The 21,515-nt window shown below is 73.2% G+C and carries 23 protein-coding genes, 1 tRNA gene and 1 riboswitch; of the genes, 9 read left to right on the top strand and 15 right to left on the bottom strand.

Translation table 11 applies throughout. The annotated features are described in order from the left end of the window. Window positions 1-40: 40 nt before the first annotated feature. From mnhG to JAV76_RS12510, 9 genes are all read right to left on the bottom strand, one after another. Window positions 41-481: a monovalent cation/H(+) antiporter subunit G gene (gene mnhG, locus JAV76_RS12550; protein WP_198734410.1), complete on the bottom strand. Its 441-nt coding sequence runs from the start codon at window positions 479-481 to the stop codon at window positions 41-43. After that, a complete protein-coding gene (locus JAV76_RS12545) occupies window positions 478-882 on the bottom strand; it encodes an MrpF/PhaF family protein (RefSeq protein WP_307844210.1) in 405 nt (134 codons plus the stop codon). The genes mnhG and JAV76_RS12545 overlap by 4 nt, the downstream gene beginning before the upstream one ends. Beyond that, entirely contained in the window at window positions 879-1,505 is a 627-nt protein-coding gene (locus tag JAV76_RS12540; protein WP_198734409.1) for a Na+/H+ antiporter subunit E, read from the bottom strand. Before JAV76_RS12540 ends, JAV76_RS12545 begins: the two co-directional genes overlap by 4 nt. Further along, entirely contained in the window at window positions 1,502-3,094 is a 1,593-nt protein-coding gene (locus JAV76_RS12535; RefSeq protein ID WP_198734408.1) for a Na+/H+ antiporter subunit D, read from the bottom strand. Before JAV76_RS12535 ends, JAV76_RS12540 begins: the two co-directional genes overlap by 4 nt. After that, the gene (locus tag JAV76_RS12530; protein ID WP_230402258.1) at window positions 3,091-3,576 is read right to left on the bottom strand and encodes a Na(+)/H(+) antiporter subunit C; all 486 of its coding nucleotides are present in this window, start codon (window positions 3,574-3,576) and stop codon (window positions 3,091-3,093) included. Before JAV76_RS12530 ends, JAV76_RS12535 begins: the two co-directional genes overlap by 4 nt. Continuing rightward, window positions 3,573-6,662: a Na+/H+ antiporter subunit A gene (locus JAV76_RS12525; protein WP_198734407.1), complete on the bottom strand. Its 3,090-nt coding sequence runs from the start codon at window positions 6,660-6,662 to the stop codon at window positions 3,573-3,575. The genes JAV76_RS12530 and JAV76_RS12525 overlap by 4 nt, the downstream gene beginning before the upstream one ends. A 160-nt stretch (window positions 6,663-6,822) precedes the next feature. Beyond that, window positions 6,823-7,905 (bottom strand): hypothetical protein, encoded by a 1,083-nt coding sequence (locus JAV76_RS12520; protein ID WP_230402257.1) that lies wholly within the window; start codon window positions 7,903-7,905, stop codon window positions 6,823-6,825. A 3-nt stretch (window positions 7,906-7,908) separates the two neighbouring features. Further along, on the bottom strand, window positions 7,909-8,484 hold the full coding sequence (gene dcd, locus JAV76_RS12515) for a dCTP deaminase (protein ID WP_198734406.1): 576 nt from the start codon (window positions 8,482-8,484) through the stop codon (window positions 7,909-7,911). A gap of 97 nt (window positions 8,485-8,581) precedes the next feature. Beyond that, on the bottom strand, window positions 8,582-9,169 hold the full coding sequence (locus tag JAV76_RS12510; RefSeq protein ID WP_198734405.1) for a TM2 domain-containing protein: 588 nt from the start codon (window positions 9,167-9,169) through the stop codon (window positions 8,582-8,584). Between the two features lie 71 nt (window positions 9,170-9,240). Here JAV76_RS12510 and JAV76_RS12505 point away from each other — a divergent pair. Further along, window positions 9,241-9,314, top strand: a tRNA-Gly gene (locus JAV76_RS12505). 252 nt (window positions 9,315-9,566) lie between these two features. Here JAV76_RS12505 and JAV76_RS12500 read toward each other — a convergent pair. Further along, on the bottom strand, window positions 9,567-10,094 hold the full coding sequence (locus JAV76_RS12500; protein ID WP_198734404.1) for a DinB family protein: 528 nt from the start codon (window positions 10,092-10,094) through the stop codon (window positions 9,567-9,569). An 80-nt stretch (window positions 10,095-10,174) separates the two neighbouring features. Here JAV76_RS12500 and JAV76_RS12495 point away from each other — a divergent pair, with 80 nt between their 5' ends. The 7 genes from JAV76_RS12495 (at window position 10,175) to JAV76_RS12465 (ending at window position 15,847) form a co-directional block, all read left to right on the top strand. Further along, window positions 10,175-10,777 carry a TetR/AcrR family transcriptional regulator gene (locus tag JAV76_RS12495; RefSeq protein ID WP_198734403.1) on the top strand — a complete coding sequence of 201 codons (603 nt, stop codon included), beginning with the start codon at window positions 10,175-10,177 and terminating at the stop codon, window positions 10,775-10,777. 108 nt (window positions 10,778-10,885) lie between these two features. Beyond that, a complete protein-coding gene (locus JAV76_RS12490) occupies window positions 10,886-11,656 on the top strand; it encodes a phosphotransferase (RefSeq protein ID WP_198734402.1) in 771 nt (256 codons plus the stop codon). A 323-nt stretch (window positions 11,657-11,979) separates the two neighbouring features. Next, the gene (locus JAV76_RS12485) at window positions 11,980-12,831 is read left to right on the top strand and encodes a DUF4397 domain-containing protein (RefSeq protein ID WP_198734401.1); all 852 of its coding nucleotides are present in this window, start codon (window positions 11,980-11,982) and stop codon (window positions 12,829-12,831) included. Window positions 12,832-12,842: 11 nt separating this feature from the next. Continuing rightward, window positions 12,843-13,646, top strand: coding sequence for a class F sortase (locus JAV76_RS12480; RefSeq protein WP_198734400.1), 804 nt, complete (start codon window positions 12,843-12,845; stop codon window positions 13,644-13,646). Between the two features lie 35 nt (window positions 13,647-13,681). Then, window positions 13,682-14,263 (top strand): RNA polymerase sigma factor, encoded by a 582-nt coding sequence (locus JAV76_RS12475; protein ID WP_307844209.1) that lies wholly within the window; start codon window positions 13,682-13,684, stop codon window positions 14,261-14,263. Then, the gene (locus tag JAV76_RS12470; protein ID WP_198734398.1) at window positions 14,241-14,996 is read left to right on the top strand and encodes an anti-sigma factor; all 756 of its coding nucleotides are present in this window, start codon (window positions 14,241-14,243) and stop codon (window positions 14,994-14,996) included. Before JAV76_RS12475 ends, JAV76_RS12470 begins: the two co-directional genes overlap by 23 nt. Before the next feature lie 29 nt (window positions 14,997-15,025). Continuing rightward, a complete protein-coding gene (locus JAV76_RS12465; protein WP_198734397.1) occupies window positions 15,026-15,847 on the top strand; it encodes a phosphotransferase in 822 nt (273 codons plus the stop codon). Between the two features lie 34 nt (window positions 15,848-15,881). Here JAV76_RS12465 and JAV76_RS12460 read toward each other — a convergent pair whose 3' ends face one another. The 3 genes from JAV76_RS12460 to JAV76_RS12450 form a co-directional block, all read right to left on the bottom strand. Then, window positions 15,882-17,777, bottom strand: a complete 1,896-nt coding sequence (locus JAV76_RS12460) for an NHL domain-containing thioredoxin family protein (protein WP_198734396.1) — start codon at window positions 17,775-17,777, stop codon at window positions 15,882-15,884. A 108-nt stretch (window positions 17,778-17,885) separates the two neighbouring features. Then, window positions 17,886-18,419 carry a hypothetical protein gene (locus tag JAV76_RS12455; protein ID WP_198734395.1) on the bottom strand — a complete coding sequence of 178 codons (534 nt, stop codon included), beginning with the start codon at window positions 18,417-18,419 and terminating at the stop codon, window positions 17,886-17,888. 52 nt (window positions 18,420-18,471) lie between these two features. Next, window positions 18,472-18,583: riboswitch (SAM riboswitch) on the bottom strand. Between the two features lie 93 nt (window positions 18,584-18,676). After that, window positions 18,677-19,615: a DMT family transporter gene (locus tag JAV76_RS12450; protein WP_198734394.1), complete on the bottom strand. Its 939-nt coding sequence runs from the start codon at window positions 19,613-19,615 to the stop codon at window positions 18,677-18,679. Between the two features lie 50 nt (window positions 19,616-19,665). On the opposite strand from JAV76_RS12450, the gene JAV76_RS12445 reads away from it, so the two are divergent. Continuing rightward, window positions 19,666-20,223: a MarR family winged helix-turn-helix transcriptional regulator gene (locus JAV76_RS12445; protein WP_198734393.1), complete on the top strand. Its 558-nt coding sequence runs from the start codon at window positions 19,666-19,668 to the stop codon at window positions 20,221-20,223. Here JAV76_RS12445 and JAV76_RS12440 read toward each other — a convergent pair. Continuing rightward, window positions 20,207-20,425 (bottom strand): hypothetical protein, encoded by a 219-nt coding sequence (locus JAV76_RS12440; protein WP_198734392.1) that lies wholly within the window; start codon window positions 20,423-20,425, stop codon window positions 20,207-20,209. The genes JAV76_RS12445 and JAV76_RS12440 overlap by 17 nt on opposite strands. 49 nt (window positions 20,426-20,474) lie before the next feature. After that, complete coding sequence (locus JAV76_RS12435) at window positions 20,475-21,473, bottom strand: chymotrypsin family serine protease (protein WP_198734391.1); 999 nt, start codon at window positions 21,471-21,473, stop codon at window positions 20,475-20,477. Window positions 21,474-21,515: the final 42 nt, after the last annotated feature.

Below are 21,515 nucleotides of genomic sequence, written 5' to 3'. Positions count from 1 at the left end.
CACCCTACTGCCCGAAAGCCCAGAATGCGACAATTCTCAACTATCGCTCCGGACGGTCCTGACCAGCATCGACGTCGATGTCGTCCCCGAGACCCGCCTGCGGGTCCTCGCGGTGCGTGATCTCGTCCGGCGCGAGGCCGGGCACCCGGTCGAGGGTGAGCTCGTCCACGACGAGCAGCTCGCTGCGGACCTTGCCCGTCCGGTACCCGGCACGCCCCACCATGTGCGCCGCCACGGGGGCCGTGAGCAGCTGGAAGACGACGACGAGGACGAGCATGCCGAGCACCTGCACGCTGCGCACCCGCAGCGCCTCCCCGGCGAGGAGCAGGATGAGCCCCAGCACCTGCGGCTTGGTGCCTGCGTGCATGCGGGACAGCAGGTCGGGGAACCGGACCACACCGACACCGGCGGCGAGCGCCAGGAACGACCCGCCCACCAGGCACACGTTCGCGAGGACGTCCGCGACCCACGACCAGCTCATCGGTCCCCCTCCTCGTCGCCCACGTGCCCACCGTGGGCGCCGCTCTGCGTCTGCTCGTTGCCGAGCACCGGGTGCTCGTCCTCGCTGTCCACGAGCGCGGACTCGTCGGCGGCGATCTCCTCCGGCGTGCGCACCCGGCCTTCGCCCTCGGGCTCCACCGACGCGAAGCGGGCGATGGTCACCGAGCCCACGAACCCGACGAGGGACAGGACGACGAGGATGGGCAGCGTGTCGGTCCGCCCCGAGTACGCGGCCTCGAGGACGATCCCCCCGACGACGGTGGTGACGAAGACGTCGAGCGCGATGGTGCGGTCGAGCATGCTCGGGCCGCGCTCGGCGCGCACGAGCGACAGGACGGCGGCGACGGACAGGAACACCCCGCAGACGACGGCGACGATCACGAGGTCACCTCCTCGTTCTCGGCGGCGGTCCCCGCGTCGGGCCCCGTCCGGCCGGCCGGCCGGCGCTGGTCCCGTCCGCGCCGGGCGATCCCCGCACGGAGGAGCTCCTCGTCGGACGCGAACGCGCGCATCACCCGCTCCTCCAGGGCGAGGGTGTCCGCACGGACCGCGTCCACGCCGCCCGACACGTCGACGTCCAGGACGTGCAGGTAGAGCATCCCGGTGAGCCGGTGCGCCTCGATGACGAGGGACCCGGGGACGAGCGACGCGAGCTCCGCGACGAGGGTGAGGTAGAGGTCGGAGGAGCTCCGCAGCCGGACCCCGACGACTGCCCCGCGCGGGGTGTGCCCGAACCGGAACGCCTGCATGCTCACCTGGACCGACGCGGCCACGAGGTCGACGGCGAAGCGGAAGACGAGGTTGAGGAACCCGAGGGGCCGCAACCTGCCGTGGAAGTCGATGCTCGGGAGGGGCATGACGAGCGTGACGAGGAGGGCGAGCGCGAGCCCGCCGAGGACGTTCGCCCACGAGAGGTCGCCCCAGAGCATCACCCAGACGGCGACGAGCCACACGAGGGTGCTCCACTGCGCCGCGATGCTGCGGCGCCTGCGGTGGATGGTCATCGGGCCGCTCCTTCCGTGACGCCGTCCTGCTCGACCTCCGGGCCGGAGTCCTCCTCGTCGCTGACGTCCGTGGACTCCCCCTGACCGCGGCCGTCGGTGCCGAGCACGGCGTCGATGTAGCTGCTGGAGTCCATGAGGGTGGACGCGGCGCGGTCGGTGTAGGCGTAGAGCGGTCCGGACACGACGGTGATGAGGAGCCCGAGAGCGACGAGGGCAGCGGTGGGCGCGACCATCGTCATCGGGAGGGTCGCCGGCGGGACGTCCTCGGGCGGCGTCTGCCAGAACGCCTTGTTCCACGCCTTGACGATGGCGTAGAGCGTGAGGAGCGACGTGACGACCGATCCGACGACCACCGTGTACGCGAGCGGTGTCCCGACCGCGATACCGGCCTCGAGGAGGCCGACCTTGCCGAGGAACCCGGACATGGGCGGGATGCCCGCGAGGTTCATGGCGGGGATGAAGAACAGCACCGCGAGGCCGGGGGCGATCTTGGCGAGCCCGCCGAGCCTGTCGAGGGACGTGGACCCGCCGCGGCGCTCGACGAGCCCGACGACGAGGAACAGGGTGGTCTGCACGGTGATGTGGTGCGCCACGTAGAAGATCGACGCGCCGAGGCCGGCCTGGGTCGCGAGGGAGATCCCGAAGATCATGTACCCGATGTGGCTGACGAGGGTGAAGGACAGCAGTCGTTTGATGTCGTTCTGGGCGACCGCTCCGAGGATCCCCACCACCATGGTGGCGAGGGCGAGGCACATGAGGACCGTGTCGAGGCGGCCGTCCGTGAACAGCAGGGTCTGGGTGCGCAGGATCGCGTACACGCCGACCTTGGTGAGGAGCCCGGCGAACACCGCGGTCACCGGTGCGGGCGCCGTCGGGTACGAGTCGGGGAGCCACGCGGAGAGCGGGAAGATCGCGGCCTTGATGCCGAACGCGAGGAGGAGCAGGAGCTGGAGCACCAGCTGGACGGCGGGATCGATCTCCGGGAGGCGCTGGCCGAGCTGGGCGAGGTTGACCGTGCCGGTGGCCGCGTACACGAGGGCGATGGCCATGAGGAAGAGCACGGACGACAGGAGCGCCACGACCACGTAGATGGATCCGGCGCGGATGCGCTCACCGGTCCCGCCGAGGGTGAGGAGCACGTAGCTCGCGGCGAGGAGGATCTCGAAGCCGACGTAGAGGTTGAAGAGGTCGCCGGCGAGGAACGCGTTGGACACCCCGGCCGCGAGGACGAGGAACGTCGGGTGGTAGATGGACACCGGGGCGGCCTCGTCGCCGTCGCTGATGCCCTGGCCGAGGGAGTAGAGCAGGACGCAGAGCATGACGGTGCTCGACACGGTGAGCATGAGGGCGGAGAGCCGGTCGGCGACGAGGTCGATCCCGACGGGCGCCGCCCATCCCCCGACGTCCACGACGACGGGGCCGCCGTCGGCGAGGAACAGCAGGCCCACCCCGGCAGCGACCATGAGGGTGAGGGCGACGACGCTCGTGACGCGCTGCGCCTTGGGGTGCCGGTAGAGGGCGAGGGCCAGCCCCGCCGCGAAGAGGGGCATGACGACGGGGAGCGGCACGAGCCACGTGAACTCGCTCATGAGTCGCTCCGCTGGGTCTCGTCACGGGCCTCGGCGGCCTGCTCGTCGATGCTCTCCGTGACCTCGTCCGCGTCGAGGTCCGTGAACGACGGGGAGTTCTTCGCGGCGAGCCGCACGATCCTGCGGTCCTCGAGGTCGTCCTGGACCTCGTCGTGGCCGTGGAGCTGCCAGGAGCGGTACGCCATGGCGAGGACGAACGCGGTGAGCGCGAGCGTGATGACGATGGCGGTGAGGATGAGTGCCTGCGGCAGGGGGTCGCTCATCTCGGCGGGCTCGGCCTCCCCGATGAGGGGCGGGCCGCCTGCGCGGCCGCTCGCGATGAGGAAGAGCAGGTTGACGCCGTTGCTGATGAGGATGAACCCGATGAGCACCCGGGTGAGGCTGCGCTCGAGGAGCAGGTAGACGCCGGCGATGAAGAGCGCACCGGTCGCGACGACGAGCGTGAGGTTGGGGCTCATGTCGATGAGCGTGGAGCCGGTCATGTCCGCACCTCCGGGGTGGGCGCGGCCCGGTCCGCCCCGTCCTCGGGAGTGCCCTCGACGCCTTCGGGGGCTTCGGCGGAGGCGTTGGTCTCGTCGATGTGCCGGTCGATCTCGGCTCCCAGGGTCCGGAGGATGTCGAGGATGAGCCCGACGACCACGAGGAAGACCCCGAGGTCGAAGAACACGGAGGTCACGAGCTTGACGTGCCCGAGGACGGGCAGGTGGTTCTCGATGATGACGCTCTGCAGGACCTCTCCCCCGGTGGTCAGCGCGAAGAGACCGACCCCGGCGGAGAGGAACAGGCCGGTCCCGAGGAGCAGGCCGGGCTGCAGCGGGAGCGCCTCGCCGAGCTCGTACCGACCGCCGGCGAGGTACCGGATGATCAGGGCGATGCCGACGACGATCCCGGCCGCGAAGCCTCCGCCGGGCTGGTTGTGGCCGGCGAAGAGGAGGTAGAGGGCGAACACGATCATCGAGTGGAACAGCAGCCGGGTGACGACCTCGAAGATCACGGAGCGCCGCAGCGGTGCGAGGGTCCGCCCCCCGGGGAGCCACACCCGGTGCCGCATCGACGACGACGGCGGGGCGGCGGCGGTGGCGCGGGCGGTGAGGCCCGAGAGCTCGCCGGCGGTGCGCCCGGTGACGGCCGCCTTCGCGTCGCCTCCGGGCACGACCCAGCCGGTGGTCCGGTCACCGGCGACGTCGGGCGTGTCCTGGGCACGGAGGATCCGGCCGCCGCGGCGGCTGAGGAACACGAGGGACGCGACACCGGTCGCGGCGACGAGGAGCACGGAGATCTCGCCCATGGTGTCCCAGGCGCGGATGTCGACGAGGGTGACGTTGACGATGTTCTTCCCGCCGCCGAACTCGTACGCCTCCTCGGGGAAGTCGACGGAGACGGGCGGGTGGACGCGCATCCCCGGGACGACGATCGCGAACCCCATGGCGGCGATCCCGACGAGGACGGCGATGGCGAGCCGGACCCAGCGCGTGGAGGCGAGGGGTCGGTCGGAGAAGTACGGGGGCAGGCGGCGCAGCACGAGGACCATGACGACGAGGGTGACGGTCTCGACGAGCACCTGCGTGAGCGCGAGGTCGGGCGCTCCGTGGAGGAGGAACAGCATGGCGACGCCGTACCCGGTGAAGCCCACGAGGAGGACGGCCTTGAGGCGGCGGCGGGAGCGCGCGGCGAGCACTGACGCGACGACGATGACGAGGACGGGGACCACCTGCGCGGGCATGTCCCAGGCGCGGACGTCCTCGGGCCACGTCGTCTGCGTGAGGAGCACCCCACCGGGGCCGATGACGAGGACGAGGAGGATCGCGCCGAGGTAGAACGGGAGGGAGCCGCGCTGGGTGAAGGCGGTGACGTCGGCCGCGAGGTCGTCGAGCATCCGCATGAAGCGGCGGTAGCTGCGGTCGGCCTCGGGGACGGCGGGCATGGCGGCCTGCAGGTGCTCGACGGGGCGGCGCTTCCAGAACAGCAGCGCCCCGACGCCGAGGATCGCCAGCGTGAGGAAGAGCGCCGGACCGACACCGGCCCAGAGGGTCAGGTGCCCGGGCTCACCCGTGGGGTAGAGGTCCGCGTGGGGGGCGAGGAGCTCCTCCGCGAAGGTCGGCGCGAGCGCCGCGAGCAGACCCAGCACCCCGAGGACCAGCCCGGGGCCGACGAGGAGCAGCGGCTGGCGGCTGATCGTCGCCGGGTCCACCAGGCCGGTCTCGACGTCGGCCCCGTCGCTGGTCCGCGACACCACGGGGATGGCCGGGGGTGTCCTCTTGGTCATGAACGCGCCCCAGAAGAAGCGCAGGCCGTACGCGGTGGTGAGCATGGAGCCGACGACGACGGCGGCGACGACCACCGGACCGAACCACCCGGGGAGCCCGTCCGCCGTGCCGTGCAGCAGCGACTCGAGCGCGGCCTCCTTGGCGACGTAGCCGGCGAGCGGGGGCAGGCCGATCATGGACGCGGTGGCGAGCCCGCCGGCGACGGCCGTGAGGGGCATGGCCCGGCCGACGCCGGTGAGCCTGCGGAGGTCACGCGTGCCGGCGGCGGAGTCGACGACACCGACGGTGAGGAACAGCGCCGCCTTGAACAGGGCGTGCGCCCCGATCATCGCGAGCCCGGCCAGGGCGGCACCCTGGGTGCCGTACCCGACGAGGAGGATGATCAGCCCGAGCTGGCTCACGGTCCCGTAGGCGAGGACGAGCTTGAGGTCGTTCTGCCGCAGCGCCCGGTACCCGCCGAGGAGCAGCGTCCCGCACCCGAGGACGGACACGACGACGACCCAGGCGGCGAGGTCCGAGTACGCGGGCGCGAAGCGCGCGACGAGGTAGACGCCCGCCTTCACCATGGCCGCGGCGTGCAGGTAGGCGCTCACCGGGGTGGGTGCGGCCATGGCGGCGGGCAACCAGAAGTGGGTGGGGACGAGCGCGGACTTCGAGGCGGCACCGACGAGGACGCACACGACCCCGGCGGTGACCGCCGTCCCGGACGGCGGGTCCGCGAGGAGCCCGGAGAGGCTGAAGCCCGTCCCGGCGTGCACCCCGAGGATCACGAGCCCCACGAGCATGGTGAGGCCGCCCGCGGTGGTGACGATGATGGCCTGCATGGCGGCCCGGCGGCTCGCCTTGCGCTCGTGGTAGTGGCCGATGAGCAGGTAGGAGAAGACCGTGGTCAGCTCCCAGAGCACGAAGAGGACGATCATGTCGTCGGCCGTGACGAGACCCACCATGGCTCCGGCGAACGCGACGAGGACACCGCCGAACCGGCGGAGGCCGGACGCTGCGGCCGCGAAGTAGGAGGAGCAGTACACGAGGACGAGCGCCCCGACACCCCCGACGAGGAGCAGCATGAGCCACGACAGCGTGTCCATGCGGAACGACAGCTCGATGCCGAGGGTGGGGATCCACTCGACCACCTCGGTGGGATGGTCGCCCGCCATGACCTGCGACGTCCGGCTCAGCGCATAGGCGGCCGCGGAGGCCGGTGCGAGGGCCATGACGAGGAACGCCCGGCGTCCCAGCCAGGAGACCAGCGCGGGCGCGACGAGTGCCATGACAGCGTGGGCAACGAGCAGCAGCAGCACGTCCGCTCCGTCCTGTGGTGGGCGGGTGGTCGGTCGGCCTGGGAGGCGAGGGCGCCCCTGAGGGCAGGGCGCGGCCCAGACGATGGAGTTGTGTGAGTTCCGAGGTGAGTCTACCGACGGTCACCTGTCACGGCGCGCGGGCGCGCCAGTGACGAAGGACTCAGACGTCCTCGGGGTCCATGAGGAACTCGTCCTGGTCGGCGACCTCGCCGCCGACAGCCGCGTAGACGGCCCGGGCGAGCTGGGCCACGACGCCCGCCGCGCGGGTTCGGGACACCTTGAGGCCGAAGGACGGGACCTCGCGCTGCCAGTCGACGAGGTCCTCCGGCGTCCACCGCACGAGGTAGGAGATCGCGCCGTTCTGGGCCCAGGGCGCTCCCCGCAGGACGAGCGGTACGGACTCGACGCCACCGACCTCGACGGAGACGAGCCCGTCCCGCCCGAGGTCCACCTCGACCGCGTACCCGGTGAGCGGCGCGGGGTCGCGGAGCGCGGCGACGTCGACGGCGTCGGCCCGCTCGTGGATCGCCTTGAGCTGCGCCGGCGTGAGAGGGCTGTCGGGCAGGGCGGGCACGACGCCCGTGGTGGCGGGCGGTCCCTCCCAGGGGATGCCGGTGCTGGCGAGCCGGGCACCGGCGTTCGCCTGCTGGCACACCCTCTCCGCGGCCTCCGGGTCGAGCCACACGCCGGAGTACACGGTCACGTCGACGGACACCGCGGGGTCCGGGGTGACGTGGGTGGTGACGCCGTCGGCGACGGCGAACCGGACGGACCCGCCCAGGCGACGGGAGACGGCCACGAGCCACGAGGACAGGCGCCACTCCTCACGGATCGGCAGGCCGTCGGCGAAGACGCGCGCCAGGCCGTCGCGGTCACCGCCTCCCCGGTAGGGGGCCGGCCCGCGCTCTCGCGGGCACTGGACGTCGTAGACCATGTCCACGCCGTGGTCGAAGCCCAGGTCCCGGCCGTCCTCGGTGCGCGGCGCGTACGGCCCCGTGATCACCGTGTGGCGGGAGACCCGCAGGGTCCCGGGGCGCACCTGGCGCCCGTCGGGCGTCTGCTCCTCCGTCGGCGGGATCTCCCACGTGGTCGACGGGAAGCGGGAGAGCGCGAGCGCCTCGATCTCGGACGGGTCGACGTCGTCGGCCACGCCGAGGACGTGGCGGACGTAGAGGTCCGCGATGTCGAGCGCGGAGTCGGCGGGGAACGGCGGCAGCGACGGCGCCGGGGTGAGGTCGGCCATGGTCTAGACGTCGGTCCGGTGGAAGTTCTGCCACGAGCGGGACGCGGTGGGCCCGCGCTGCCCCTGGTAGCGCGAGCCGTAGGCCGAGGACCCGTACGGGTGCTCGCTGGCGGAGGACAGACGGAAGAAGCACATCTGGCCGATCTTCATGCCCGGCCACAGGGTGATGGGCAGCGTCGCGACGTTGCTCAGCTCGAGGGTCACGTGACCGGAGAACCCGGGGTCGACGAAGCCCGCGGTGGAGTGGGTGAGGAGCCCCAGCCGGCCGAGGGACGACTTCCCCTCGAGGCGGGCCGCGATGTCGTCGGGCAGCCGCACGGACTCGTACGTGGACCCCAGGACGAACTCCCCGGGGTGGAGCACGAAAGGCTCGCCCTGCTCGACCTCGACGAGGCGCGTGAGCTCGGGCTGCTCGGCGGCGGGGTCGATGAACGGGTACTTGTGGTTGTCGAAGAGCCGGAAGTACCGGTCGAGGCGCACGTCGATGCTCGAGGGCTGGAGCATCTCCGGGGCGTAGGGCTCGAGCGCGACGCGACCAGCGGTCAGCTCGGCACGGATGTCACGGTCGGAGAGCAGCACTGTGACACCGTAGCGGGTGAAAACCCCGGCGTCAGCACCCTAGGCCGGGAAGGCGACCGGAAGGTGGCCGTGAGGTGGCGGGCGGACGACGCGACGGTCAGCCGCGGAGGTCGCGTCCGTAGCCGTCGCGCGAGTAGATGCCCCGCGTGGAGGACAGGAACATCACGCCCTCGACCAGACCCACGGTGGCCGTGATCGGCACGAGGAGACCGCCGGACGCGACGGTGACCACGAGCATCGCGAGGCCGCTGCGGGTACGGCCCGTGTAGAGACGGTGGGCGCCCGTGGCGCCGAGGAAGATCCCGAGGACGCCCGCGACGACCCTGGAGCGCGGGGCGGTGACGACCTCCGTGCCGGGCACGTGGCCGGCGGGCCGGACCGGGCCGACGCGGTCGAGGGCGGGACGGGCCGCGGCGGCGGCGCGAGCGGCCCACCGCGGGGACTGGGTCCCGTACCCGGGGTGGACCGCGGCCCGGAAGGCGCGCTGGGCGCGGCCGGGCTCCTCCACGGGGGCCATGCGGGCGAGGAGGTCGGGGACGTAGGTGCCGGGAGGCTCCGGGTCGACCGTGGTGGGCGGCCGCGGCGACGTGGCGCCGGACACGTATCGGGCGGGCGGCGGGTACGCGCCCTCGCGGGAGAACGGTGCCGCGGGGCGCGCTCGGGGGTCTCCTCGTCGGGGGGCCACTTCGCACGCTCCTGTCCTATGGGTATGATCGTTCACGCACGCCGCTCGGGAGACCGAGCCGACGTCGCTGTGCGGATGTAGTTCAATGGTAGAACTTCAGCTTCCCAAGCTGATAGCGCGGGTTCGATTCCCGTCATCCGCTCCATCGCCGAAGGGCCGGTCCTCCACCGAGGACCGGCCCTTCGTGCGTCGGCGGACGCGTCGGCCCGAGGCTCGAGGCCACGGATCCGGGGCTCGGTCAAGGGGTGCAGGGACGCCGATTCGTCACCCGGGCCGCCCACAGCGTTTTCCACACCCTGTGCGGGACGATCGTCCACATACCCACAGGGCTGTGCACAGAATCTGTGGATAACTCGGCCGATCGGCTCGAGTTCGTCAGGGGGTCGTCAGGGGTTCGTCACGCGTTCACGTCGTGCAGGTGGTGGATGACGTCGTGCACGAAGTACTGCCCGAGCGTCGCCACCGTGAAGACCGACCCGTTCGAGCGGCGTCCGGGCCGCTCGACGTCGCCCTCGCGGACGGCGCCGAAGGCATCGGCGGCCCGTCGCCCCGCGGCCTCCAGCTCCTGCCCGACGAGCACCGGGTCGGACGACTCGTAGCCCGCCGCGAGCGCCGCCGCGTCCTGGTCCCAGTCGGCGAAGGGCGGGTCGTCCTCGGTCAGCATGAGGGTGAGGCGCCCTGTCATGACGTCGAAGACGTCGCGGACGTGCGCGGCGTACTCGACCGGTGACCACGTGTGCGGGTCGGGGCGGTCGCGGGCGTCCGGTCGGGCGAGGACCGCGGCCCAGCGGGGCAGGGTGGAGGCGACGAGCGCACCGACCTGTTCGGGGGCGACGCCCCCTGCGTCCAGCCCGCACTCGGGGCATGGGCGGTCGAGGACCCAGGTCCAGTCCTTGGTGTCGGCGGGGATCCCTGTGGTGTCCATGGGCCGATGCTAGCGACCGTCGCGACGAGGTGAGGTCACCCTTGGATGAATGTTCTGACACGACATGCCACACTGTCACAATGCCGAAGATCATCGGCGGGTCCCTCCAGGAGCACCGCGAGCAGACCCGTCAGCGACTGTTCACCGCGTTGTCCACGCTCATGAGCGAGCGCGGCTTCGACGCGATCTCGTTCGCCGAGATCGCCGCCGCCGCAGGCGTGGGGCGGACCGCCGTGTACAACCACTTCGCGGACAAGGAGGCGCTGCTCATCGGGTTCATCACCTTCGAGACGCAGCGCTACGTCGAGACCCTCCAGCGGTCGCTCGAGGGCGTGGTCGACCCCGTCCACCGGCTGCGGACGTACGTCCAGGCGCAGGCGCGGCTCACGCGCGTGTTCCACCTCGCCCCGGGACCCGACCTCCGGACCGTCCTGTCGCGCGGGACCCAGCAACGGCTGCGCGAGCACGCCGTGCTCGTCGAGGACATCCTGCGGGACATCCTCACGGACGGCATCGGACAGGGCGTGTTCCCGGCGCAGGACATCTCCACGACGGTCACGCTCGTCAACGCGTGCCTCTCCGGGCGGGCCGTCCCCGAGCACCAGCCCGAGCGGGACCGCGCCATCGCGGCCACCGAGGCGTTCGTGCTGCGCGCCGTCGGTGTGGCGGCGGCCGCCGCCTGACCTCACGACCACCCATTAGGCGTTCGCGTCGCCGGACGCAAGAGCCTATGGCGAAATGCGACCTCTCCAGGAGTTTTTTCACCCGCTCCTTTGAGGCAAACTGAGCGCATGGACCACGACGACGAGCACGGCACCGTGGGGTACGCCGCGCCGTCCGCGGTCCTCGTGCACGACGACGTGCTCGGGGACACCGTGCGCAAGCCCGCCACCCGGGCCACCCCCGCGGTCCACGCGTTCCTCCTCCACCTCTCCAGCGTCGGCTTCCGGGGCGCGCCACGGTCCTTCGGCATCGACGACCGCGGCCGGCACGTCGTCGAGTACGTCCCCGGGAGCATGTCCACCGAGCTGGGGCCCATGACGCCCGACGAGCTGCGGCGCCTCGGCGAGCTCGTCCGGGACCTCCACGACGCGGCCTCGAGCTTCGAGCCGCCCGAGGACGCCGTCTGGGGGGTGGGCATCCCCGCCCCCGGCGACGACCTCGTCTGCCACCACGACCTCGCCCCCTGGAACCTGGTGCGCGACGGCGACCGCTGGGTCTTCATCGACTGGGACGGCGCCGGCCCCGGGACGCGGCTGTGGGACCTCGCGTACGTGGCGCAGGCGTTCCTGCCGCTCCACGCCCACGGCGACCCGGGCGTCGACGGGACCCGCCTGCGGGCCCTCGTCGACGGGTACGGGCTGAGCACCTCGCAACGACCCGACCTCGTGCAGCAGACGGCGGACCAGACGCGCGCCATGCACGACCTGCTCGTCGACGGCGCGCGGACCGGCACCGAGCCCTGGGCCACCCTCCACACCGAGGGGCACGCCGACCACTGGGGCCCCGCCGCCGACTACGTGAGCCGACACCGCGCCGACCTGCGCGCCGCCCTCCGGTGACACCCACGACCACGCGGGCACCGACGCCCGCGTCCCGCCCCACCCCTCCCTCCGCACCACACGACGAGGTACGTCCATGAACCCCATCCACGACTGGCCCGAGCACGAGCAGGTCGCCTTCGGCGACATCGAGCTGGGACAAGGTGTCGACGTCCTCATGAGGACCCTCGAAGGCCTCGACTCCCTCCCCTTCTGAGCACCTCCCGGAACCCCGCGAGAAAAAGCTCGCGCGAGGTGCATCCGGATCAGGACCGCCGGGAGTAGTAGCAGGTGTCAGCACGTCAGCCACCCCGCCAGCCGGGGTCCGGACACCTGGAGATCTCATGACACACCGCACCCGCGCAGCCAAGATCCTCGCCGCCTCCTCCGCCTCCGCCCTCGTCGGCCTGGGCGCCTTCGTCGCGCCCGCCCAGGCGGCCGACGACGCGGAGCTGTCCGTCCTGCACGGCGTCCCCGGCCTCACCGTGGACGTCTGGGTCAACGGCGAGCGCACCCTCGACGACTTCGAGCCCGGCGACCTCGCCGGACCGCTGACCCTGCCGGCCGGCACGTACAGCGTGGCGATCACCGCGGCCGACGCCGAGGACGCCTCCGCTCCCGCGATCGGTCCCGTGGACCTCCCCCTCGAGGCGGGCATGAGCTACACCGCCGCAGCACACCTCGACGCCGCGGGCGAACCCACCGCGACCCTCTTCACCAACGACACGTCGACCACCGCCGCGGGCGAGGGCCGCCTCACGGTGCGCCACGTCGCCGCAGCACCCGCCGTCGACGTGCTCGCCGGCGACCAAGCCGTCGTCACGAACCTGAGCAACCCCGACGAGCAGGTCCTCGACCTGCCCGCCGGCACGGTCTCCGCCGCGGTCGCCGCGACGGGCACCACCGAGCCGGTCCTCGGCCCGGTCGACGTCACGGTCGCCGAGGGCGTCAGCACGATCGCCTACGCGTGGGGCAGCCTCGAGGACGGGACGCTCGCGCTCGCCACGCAGACCATCGACGGCCTGCACTCCGCCCCCGCCGGGGTCCCCGCCGGTGAGGTCGGCCTCGCCGACACGGGCTCCTCGACGAGCACCGGTCTGTGGGCCGGTGTGAGCGCCGCGCTCCTCGCGGTCGCCGCCGCGACCATCGTCGCGGTGCGTCGCCGTGGCGTGACCGTCGGCTCGCGCGAGAGCTGAGCGCAGCGACCATGCACGACGCTCACCTCGGTGGGCCGCTGGACACGGCGGGCCCGGTACGCGCACCCCACCCGGGGTCGACCGCCGGGCCCGTCGGCCACGTCCGGGGCGGTCGCACCGGACACGACACCCCGTTCCTGCGCAGACGGCTGACCGCCCCGGTGGTCGCGGTGGCCCTGCTCCTCGTGGGGTGCTCGGGCGGGGACCCTGTCCCGACGGACGCGGCCACCGCCACGGCCGACACCCCGACGCCCTCACCGTCGAGCACCGACGCGGCGCCGTCGGAGCCTGCCGCGGCCGGCCTCCCGGCGTCGGCCCTCGAGGGCATCGAGGTCCGGTCGGCCGACGAACAGCCCGCCCCGGCCCCGCCCGCCCCCGCTGTGCTGACCGTCGCGAGCGTGGACATCTCGATGGACGTGGTGCCGGTGGGCGTCGCGGACGACGGGACCATGGCCATCCCGGAGACCGCGCTCGACGCCGGCTGGTACCAGCACGGGCCCGCACCCGCGAGCCCGGCCGGGACCACGGTCCTCGCCGCGCACGTCGACACCCGCACGGAGGGCCTGGGGCCCTTCGCGCGGCTGGTGGACGTCGCGGTGGGAGCCGACGTGACCGTCGTGGACGGCGCCGGCACCGTCCACCGCTACACGGTGAGCACCGTGGAGCGGGTGTCCAAGGAGGAGGTCCCCCTGGCCGACGTGTTCGACCGCGCCGGCGCCCAGCGCCTGGTCCTCGTCACATGTGGTGGAAACTTCGACCGAAGCACCGGACACTATGTGGACAACGTCATCGTCACGGCGGTCCCGGCCGGGTGACGTCCCACGAGACCACACCCCCCGGAGGGCTGACCGTGAATGTCCCCGACGGGGCGGAGCAGGACGACGTCCACGCCCTCGGTGTGGCGTTCGCCGCCGGCGACGAGGACGCCCTGGCGACCGCGTACCGTCGGTGGTCGGCCCTGGTCCACACGGTCGCCATGCGCTCGCTCGGCAGCCGGTCGGACGCCGAGGACGTCACGCAGCAGGTGTTCGTCGCGGCGTGGCGGGGCCGCTCCGGGTTCGACCCGGACCGGGCGAAGCTCCCGACGTGGATCATGGGGATCTGCCGGAACACGGTGGCCGACACCCATGCGGCCAGGGCACGTGCCCGACGCTCCGAGGAGGCCGCCCAGGTGCTCGCACCGGCCACGGTGGGGGTCGCGGAGTCCGCAGCCTCCGGGGTCGCGGACCGGGTGATCATCGCGGACGAGCTCGCCCGGCTCGGGGACCCGGGAAGGACGATCCTCGAGCTGGCGTTCTTCCGAGACCTCACGCACGTGCAGATCGCGGACGAGCTGTCCCTGCCGCTCGGCACGGTGAAGAGTCACGTCAGACGGAGCCTGAACAGGTTGCGCACACGGATGGAGGTGGATGGTGCAGCACGTCGACCCTGAGGTCCTCGCGCTCCTCGCTCTCGGCGAGGACGTCGCGAGCGACTCCGAACGCACCCACCTCGAGGTGTGCACGCTGTGCTCCGACGAGGTCGTCGAGCTCGCCGAGGTCGCCGGGGCCGCCCGCACGGTGACGGCCGACGACACCCTCGTCCCGCCGGCGCCCGAGGTGTGGGACCGGGTCCGGGCAGAGCTCGGCCTGGCCGCCGCCGCGCAGGACGACGCGCCGCAGGACGACCGCGAGCCCGCACCCGTCGTGAACCTCGCGTCCAGGCGTCGCGGCCCGGGAGCCGGGTGGCTCGCGGCCGCCGCATCGGTGGCGCTCGTCGTGGGTGTCGCGGGCGGCGTCCTCTGGGAGCGTCGTGAGGACGTGCCCGGCGCTCCCACGGAGACGACGCTCGCGAGCGCCACGCTCGAGGCCCTGCCCGACTGGGCGGACTCGACGGGCGAGGCGCGCGTCGAGGAGACCGCCGACGGGGTCCGCCAGGTCGTGGTGAGCGTGGACGCGCCGCCGAGCGACGGCGGCTACCGCGAGGTGTGGCTCCTCGCGGAGGACCTCAGCGGCCTGGTGAGCATCGGGGTGCTCGAGGGCACCGAGGGGCGCTTCGACATCCCTGCCGACCTCGACCTCTCGCGGTTCTCCGTGGTCGACGTCTCCGAGGAGCACTTCGACGGCGACCCCGCACACTCCGGCGACTCCGTGGTCCGCGGGTCCCTCACGGACCAGGAGGCCTGACCGCTCGGCGCAGGGTGCATCATGGGTGCGTGACCGGGACGACGTGGACCGACCTCGCCCGCTGGGCCGCCGCCCGGCTCGGGCTCCCCGACGACGAGCCGGTGTCGCTCGGGGGCGCGACGGGCCAGGTGTTCGCACACGGCCGGCACGTGCTGCGCACCGGGTGGTCGGCGGTCCTCGACACCGAGCTCCTCGCCGCGGGGGCCGCGTCGTCCGTGGTGCCCGTCCCGACCGTCCTCGACCGCGTGGACGACCCGGGCACGGGACGGTCCGTGGTGCTCCAGCCGCTGCTCCCCGGGTCCACGGCGTACGTGGACGAGAGCGTCGGGGAACGCCGGGCCCGACGGCGCGGCGAGGCGTGCGGGCACGTCCACCGGGCCCTCGCCGACCTGGCCGCCCCTGCCGGTCTCCCGGTCGCCGCGGGCCTCGGGCCGGGGACGGCGCCGTCCGGCATGGCGCAGTCCGAGGCGGCGCTGCCCGCGCCTCCCGGCCTGCTGCACCTCGACCTGCACCCCCTGAACCTGCTCCTGGGGGACGACGACGAGGTGGTCGCCGTCCTCGACTGGACCAACACGGCGGCGGGCCCCGCCGACCTCGACCGGGCCCGCACCGCCACGGTCCTGCACCTCGACCCCGAGGCGCGCCTCATCGCGGACGCCCCCGTCTGGCGTGCCTTCGTCGACGGCTGGACCCGGGTGGCCGGGCTCGACGACGTCCCGCCCGTCGCACTCGCGTGGGCGTGCCGGTACATGGCCGACGACCTCGCCGCCCGGTACCCGGCCCAGGCGATCGCGCACCTCGTCACCGCGCACGACCGCGCGGCGGACGGCGTGGTCGCCCTCCGCCGCTGACCCGCACCGCGGGCCGCCCCGGGTGGCAGGCGGGTCAGCCGTGGAGGGGCAGGGTGAGCGTCGTGTCCCCGGTGGCGACCACCCGCACGGGCACGCCCCAGTCCTGCTGCGCCAGGTGGCAGGCGGGGAACTCGTTCGCGGGGTCGTCGTCGCACGACGCCGCCTGGGCGGTCACGTGCAGGACCCCCTCGGTGACGTCGGGGTTGATGCGCAGGGCGCGCGTGAGCTCGACGGCGTCCCCCGCCCCGTCGAGAAGGAGCTCCGGGGGCGTCGAGGAGACCTGGAGGCGCGTCGACGGGCCGTAGCGGTCGTCGTACTTCTGGCCCGCCGCGGGCGTGAAGACGACGTCGAGCGCGAGCTCACCGGGGGCGACGTCCGTGACGGGGCGCTGCGTGCGGTGCGCACCGGTGTCGAGGACCTGCCCGGCGAGGCGGGCCGGCAGGGCGACGCGAGTGAGCCGGTGCGCCGCCGACTCGACGACGGTCAGGGTGATCGCGTCGCCGTCGACGTGGACGAGGACGCCGCTCGGCTCGGCGAGGCCGGTGGCCAGGGTGGTCACCTCATCGGTGGCCGGGTCCAGGCGGCGGATCGCGCCGTTGTACGTGTCCGCGACGACCACCGAGCCGTCGGGGAGGATCGTCACACCGAGCGGGTGCTGCAGGAGCGCCTGCCCGGCCGCCCCGTCGCGGTGACCGAAGTCGAAGAGGCCCTGACCGATCGCCGTCGTGACGGTCCCCCGGGACGTCCCGGCGTCGATCTCCACTCGACGCAGGGCGGACGTCTCCGAGTCCGCGAGCCACACGGCCCGGTCCGGGCCGACCGCCAGACCGGACGTCTGCGCGAACCACGCCTCGGGCAGCGGGCCGTCGAGCAGGCCCTCGTTCATGGTCCCGGCGACGTGCTCGACCGAGCCCTGCTCGCCGTCGAACGCCCACAGCGTGTGGTTGCCGGCCATCGCGACGAGGAACGCCCCGAGCGGCTCCACCCACGCCACGTCCCACGGTGACGACAGCTTCTGGAGACACGCCGCGGTGCTGCCCGTCCCGTCGGCGGGGAGGACGTTGTCGCTCGCCCCGACCATGTACTGGGAACCGTTGCCCGCGACGGTGACCACCGTGCCGCTGGCCAGGTCCACGCCGCGCAGCGCGTGGTTGACGGTGTCCGCGACGAGCACGTCGTACCCGAGGCGCTCGCGGAGCTCGTCGGGGACGAGGCACAGGCCGTTGGGCTCGCTGAAGCGTGCCTCGTCGGGCCCGCCGTCGGCGAGGCCGCGCTCACCGGAGCCGATACGCCGCGCGAGCGTCTCGCCGTCGGGTGCGAGCTCGGCGAGGGAGTGGTGGCCCGCGTCGGCGACGAGGAGGTTCCCGCCAGGCAGGGTGATCGCCTTGGCGGGGAAGCGCAGCGTGCCCGACGTGGGCTCGGGCGGGACGTACGGTCCGTCGCCGCGGTGGAGGGTGCCCTTCGCGTCGTGCTCGGCGATCAGGTCGCGGACGAGGATCCCGAGGTTGTGGGCGTGCCCTTCCCCCGCCATCTGCGCCACGACGTACCCCTCGGGGTCGATGACCACGAGCGTCGGCCACGCGCGGGCCGTGTACGCGGACCACGTGACGAGCTCGGGGTCGTCGAGGACGGGGTGGTGGACCTCGTAGCGCTCGACGGCGGCGGCGAGCGCCACCGGGTCGGCCTCGTGGACGAACTTGGGCGAGTGGACCCCGATGATCACGAGCTCGTCGCGGTGCGCGGCCTCGAGGTCGCGGAGCTCGTCGAGGACGTGCAGGCAGTTGATGCAGCAGAAGGTCCAGAAGTCGAGGACGACGATCTTGCCGCGGAGGTCGGCGAGCGTCACGTCCTTCCCTCCGGTGTTGAGCCAGCCGCGCCCGACGAGCTCGGACGCGCGGACACGGGGCAGGCGGAGGTTGTTCGAGGTCACGGGGTCAAGTCAACACCACGACCGGACGTCTTCCATGCGCGGCGTGGGCGGGCCCGCCCGCGGGGATGCGAGGACCCCAGGAGCCACCGGGCTCCTGGGGTCCTCGGGCTACAGGCCCGCGAGCAGCGACAGCCACGCGGTGTCGCACACGCGCGGCTCGACCGAGTCGACCCAGGGGTGCACCTCCTGCACGTACCGCTGGTATCCGGCCACGGTGTACTCGGGGCCGGCGGGGAACTCCTGCGGCCAGGCGTCCCAGTCGATCATCTGCGCGATCGGCGACGCGCCGGGGTAGCGCACCTGCAGGCTACTGAGGCCGCTGGCGCGGGCCTGGGCGGTCAGCTCGTCGACCTGGCTGTGGTGGTGTGCACGCAGTCGCTTGGCGAGGTCGCGTCCGGGCGACCCCCACAGCCTGTTGTGCAGGACGGACCCGGGGTCGGTGCCCTCGTCGAGCGGCGTGAGGAGCCGGGCGCCGAACGGTGCGCCGAGGGCGCGATCGAGGCTCAGGCAGCGGGTGCACGCTCGCGCGAGCGACTGGATGGTGGTCTGGGCGTGCACCCGCGCGCGGTGGCACACGTGGCACAGCTCAGAGATCCCGATGTGCTCGGGGACCGGGGGGAAACGCGGCACGATCTCGGACATGTGAGTCTCCTGTCCGCCGGTGCACGCCCTGTCAGTGCGGGGGCGCCGGCGTTCGTCGCTCTTCTCGCGCTGGTTGCGCGAGCGGGTCTTCCCTCAGGGGCACCGTGCGCGGAGCGCGGTTGCCGGCCAGCAAGCTGAGGGGCTTGTCGCTGGGCCTCGTGACCTGCGCCGAGTCTGCCACGGCCCGTCGCAGGTGGGCAACGGGACACGTCGACATCACGACGGGACGTCCTCTGTTCGCGGAACGGGAGGGAACGTCACCCCCCGCTCGTGCTGGGCGGCACCGCGGTGGACGGGACGGCGACGGGAGCGCCGGCGCCCTCGAGATCGGCGCCGGAGCGACGGGGGCGAGGCGGCGTGACCCTGCCGAGGAGGACACCGCCGAGGACGAGGACGATCCCGACGACCTGCTGGACGCTGAGGACCTCCCGTGCCACGAGGGTCCCGAGCAGGACCCCGACGACGGGGTTGAGTAGCCCCACGAGCCCGACGGTCCCGGCGGGCAGGTGCTTGAGACCCGTGAACCAGGCGGCGTAGGCGACGGCGGTGCCGACGACGGCGAGGTACGCGTGCGCGCCCCACGCCGGGGCGGTGAAGGTGGGGAACGGCCCTTCGACGAGGAGGGCGACGGGGACGAGGACGACGCCCGCGGCGACGAGCTGCCAGGACGTGAGGGCGAGGACGGGCACGCCGCTCCCCCACCGTTTGGTGAGGATGAACCCGACGGACGAGGACACCATGGCGACGACGGACGCCGCGACCCCGACGAGGTCGACCTGCTCGCGCCCGGTGAGGAGCATGAGCGCCACCCCGACGAGCCCGGTCACGACCCCGGCGAGGGGCAGGAGGGTGGGGCGCTCACCGAGGAGCGGCCATGCGAGGAGCATCATCACGGCGGCCGAGAGCGCCATGAGGGTGGAGGCGAGGCTGCTGGGCAGCAGCTGGGCGGCGAGGTAGACGAGGACGAAGAACGCGCCGAGGTTCAGGGTGCCGAGGACGAGGGACCGCCACCACCAGCGGCCGGTGGGCAGGAGCCGGGTGACGGCGAGGAGGAGGAGCCCGGCGGGCAATGCGCGCAGCACGCTCCCCCACAGCGGGTGGTCGGCGGGCAGGAACTCGCGCGTCACGTAGTAGGTGCTGCCCCAGGTCACCGGTGCGACCGCTGTGAGGAGGACCCATCGCCATCTTGCTTCCATGGAAGGAACCATAGGCGACAGATGCCTTCCGTGGAAACTATGCTGGTGGGATGACCTACGAGCCGCAGGAGACGCCCCCGTCCCCGGACCGCGTGGGACGCATCATGGCCGAGTGGTCCCGGGAACGCCCCGACCTCGACGTCACCCCGCAAGGGGTCGTCGGGCGGCTGCACCGCCTCGCCGCCGCCCTCACCGACGAGCTCGTCCCCGTCTACCGCGAGCACGGCCTCGGCGAGGGCGAGTTCGACGTCCTCGCAGCACTGCGCCGGGCGGGCGCCCCCTACGAGCGCGCCCCGAGCGAGCTCGCGGAGCACACCATGGTCACGACCGGCGCCATGACCAAGCGCGTCGACCGACTCGTCGCCGCCGGCCTCGTGACCCGACGGGCGTCGGCCACCGACGGGCGCGGGCGCGTCGTCGCCCTCACGGACGACGGCCTGGCGCGCATCGACGCCGCCTTCACGGCGCACATCGCCAACGAGCACCGCCTCGTCGGGCTGCTCGACACCGAGGACGCCGCACACCTCGCCCGGATCCTCGGGGCCTGGGACGCGGCGCTGACGCGCTCGACCGGGTCGCCGAGCCCGGGGATCAGCCGCCGGCGGTGATCCGCCCGCTGACCCGGACGTCGACGGGGACGCCCTCGACGGACGACGGCACCCCGTCACGGTCGGCCTCGGTCCGCAGGTTCACCCGCACGCCGTAGCCGTCGCCGGTGTGGGAGATGCCCACGGCCTGCACCCCGTCACGCCCGGCGAGCTCCGTGCGCAACGACGCCTTGGCGTGCCGCGCCGCGTCCAGGTCAGCCATCGGTGCACCTCGCTCGGGACCCGGCGCGTCCCTCGCGCCGGGGACCGGCTCAGTCCACCAGCTGTGCCCCAAGGGCGTCGAGGACCGTGCCGATCGGGTTGATGTACGTCAGCCCGGTCCCATTGTCGCCCCCCGACTCGCTCCCGGCAAAGAGCAGCCCCACGGCCACGCCGTCGGCCCGGTAGACGAGCGAGCCGCTGTCCCCGCCGCGGGAGAACGGACCGGGACCCGCGCCCTCCACCTCGATCTGGTCGTCGAACCGCAGCGCCCCCAGACCCTCCCCGTAGTCGACCACCACGTCGTCGAGCTCGATCGCCGTGACCCGGCCCGTCGTGAGACCCGTGGTCCGGCCGATCTTGGCGACCTGCTCGCCGCCGAGCACGTCAACGGCGCGCGTCACCCGCCCGACGGGATGGTCGAGGTCCACGACCTCGTCGTCGAGGACGGCGAGCGCGGCGTCGACGCGCGCCACCTCCCCCCGCTCCAGCGCCACGAACCGGCCCAGGGTCCCGACCCGGTCGTGCGGGTCGAGGCCGCCGTCCGCGGGACCCGGCTGGAGGATCGTGTCACCGGTGCGGCCGGTGGGACCGCCCACGAGGACGTGGTAGTTGGACAGCGCCTGCACCTGGCCGTCCACCCGGACGAACGCCCCGAGCGTCCCGGCCGTGACGTCGACGTGCGCGATCGACACGCCGGGCCGCAGCGGGCGCGCCCGACCGGTCTCGCCGACCGCCTGCGCGGTGGCGACCACCTGGCCGGTACGGGCGCCCTGCGGGCCCACCCGGATGCGCCCGGTGCGTCGCACGTCGACGCCCGGACCCACCTGGTGCACCACGCGTCGGGCGACCATGCGTGCCGTGGGGAAGCCCAGCTGGTACCTCAGCGCGATGCCGTACCCGCCGTCGGGCAGCGGTGCGAGGCCTACGGCGATGCCGCTGCCCCGCGTGCTGCCGTCGGGGGCGCCGCTCGCCCGGACGCTCCGAGCGAGGAGCTCCTCGACGTAGCTCGTCACCTCGGTCTTGGTCTGCCGTGCCTGCTCGTGATCCATGCGCGCCCCCCGCGTCCGCCGTCCGTCCGGCTCTCGTCCTCG

The sequence above is a fragment of the Sanguibacter suaedae genome, from assembly GCF_016342785.1.
In the GTDB taxonomy this organism is placed as follows: Bacteria; Actinomycetota; Actinomycetes; order Actinomycetales; family Cellulomonadaceae; genus Sanguibacter; species Sanguibacter suaedae.
The sequence above is the reverse complement of the archived record's forward strand: the minus strand, read 5'-3'. Positions and strand labels throughout refer to the sequence as shown.

What these genes read in the sequence shown, in the direction of transcription:
- JAV76_RS12480 (WP_198734400.1), top strand. Translation starts at nt 12,843, where the DNA reads ATGCACGACGCTCACCTCGGTGGGCCGCTGGACACGGCGGGCCCGGTA.
- JAV76_RS12455 (WP_198734395.1), bottom strand. Translation starts at nt 18,419, where the DNA reads ATGTCCGAGATCGTGCCGCGTTTCCCCCCGGTCCCCGAGCACATCGGG.
- JAV76_RS12490 (WP_198734402.1), top strand. Translation starts at nt 10,886, where the DNA reads ATGGACCACGACGACGAGCACGGCACCGTGGGGTACGCCGCGCCGTCC.
- JAV76_RS12540 (WP_198734409.1), bottom strand. Translation starts at nt 1,505, where the DNA reads ATGACCATCCACCGCAGGCGCCGCAGCATCGCGGCGCAGTGGAGCACC.
- JAV76_RS12500 (WP_198734404.1), bottom strand. Translation starts at nt 10,094, where the DNA reads ATGGACACCACAGGGATCCCCGCCGACACCAAGGACTGGACCTGGGTC.
- JAV76_RS12535 (WP_198734408.1), bottom strand. Translation starts at nt 3,094, where the DNA reads ATGAGCGAGTTCACGTGGCTCGTGCCGCTCCCCGTCGTCATGCCCCTC.
- JAV76_RS12530 (WP_230402258.1), bottom strand. Translation starts at nt 3,576, where the DNA reads ATGACCGGCTCCACGCTCATCGACATGAGCCCCAACCTCACGCTCGTC.
- JAV76_RS12435 (WP_198734391.1), bottom strand. Translation starts at nt 21,473, where the DNA reads ATGGATCACGAGCAGGCACGGCAGACCAAGACCGAGGTGACGAGCTAC.
- JAV76_RS12495 (WP_198734403.1), top strand. Translation starts at nt 10,175, where the DNA reads ATGCCGAAGATCATCGGCGGGTCCCTCCAGGAGCACCGCGAGCAGACC.
- JAV76_RS12520 (WP_230402257.1), bottom strand. Translation starts at nt 7,905, where the DNA reads ATGGCCGACCTCACCCCGGCGCCGTCGCTGCCGCCGTTCCCCGCCGAC.
- JAV76_RS12450 (WP_198734394.1), bottom strand. Translation starts at nt 19,615, where the DNA reads ATGGAAGCAAGATGGCGATGGGTCCTCCTCACAGCGGTCGCACCGGTG.
- mnhG (WP_198734410.1), bottom strand. Translation starts at nt 481, where the DNA reads ATGAGCTGGTCGTGGGTCGCGGACGTCCTCGCGAACGTGTGCCTGGTG.
- JAV76_RS12485 (WP_198734401.1), top strand. Translation starts at nt 11,980, where the DNA reads ATGACACACCGCACCCGCGCAGCCAAGATCCTCGCCGCCTCCTCCGCC.
- JAV76_RS12440 (WP_198734392.1), bottom strand. Translation starts at nt 20,425, where the DNA reads ATGGCTGACCTGGACGCGGCGCGGCACGCCAAGGCGTCGTTGCGCACG.
- JAV76_RS12470 (WP_198734398.1), top strand. Translation starts at nt 14,241, where the DNA reads ATGGTGCAGCACGTCGACCCTGAGGTCCTCGCGCTCCTCGCTCTCGGC.
- JAV76_RS12445 (WP_198734393.1), top strand. Translation starts at nt 19,666, where the DNA reads ATGACCTACGAGCCGCAGGAGACGCCCCCGTCCCCGGACCGCGTGGGA.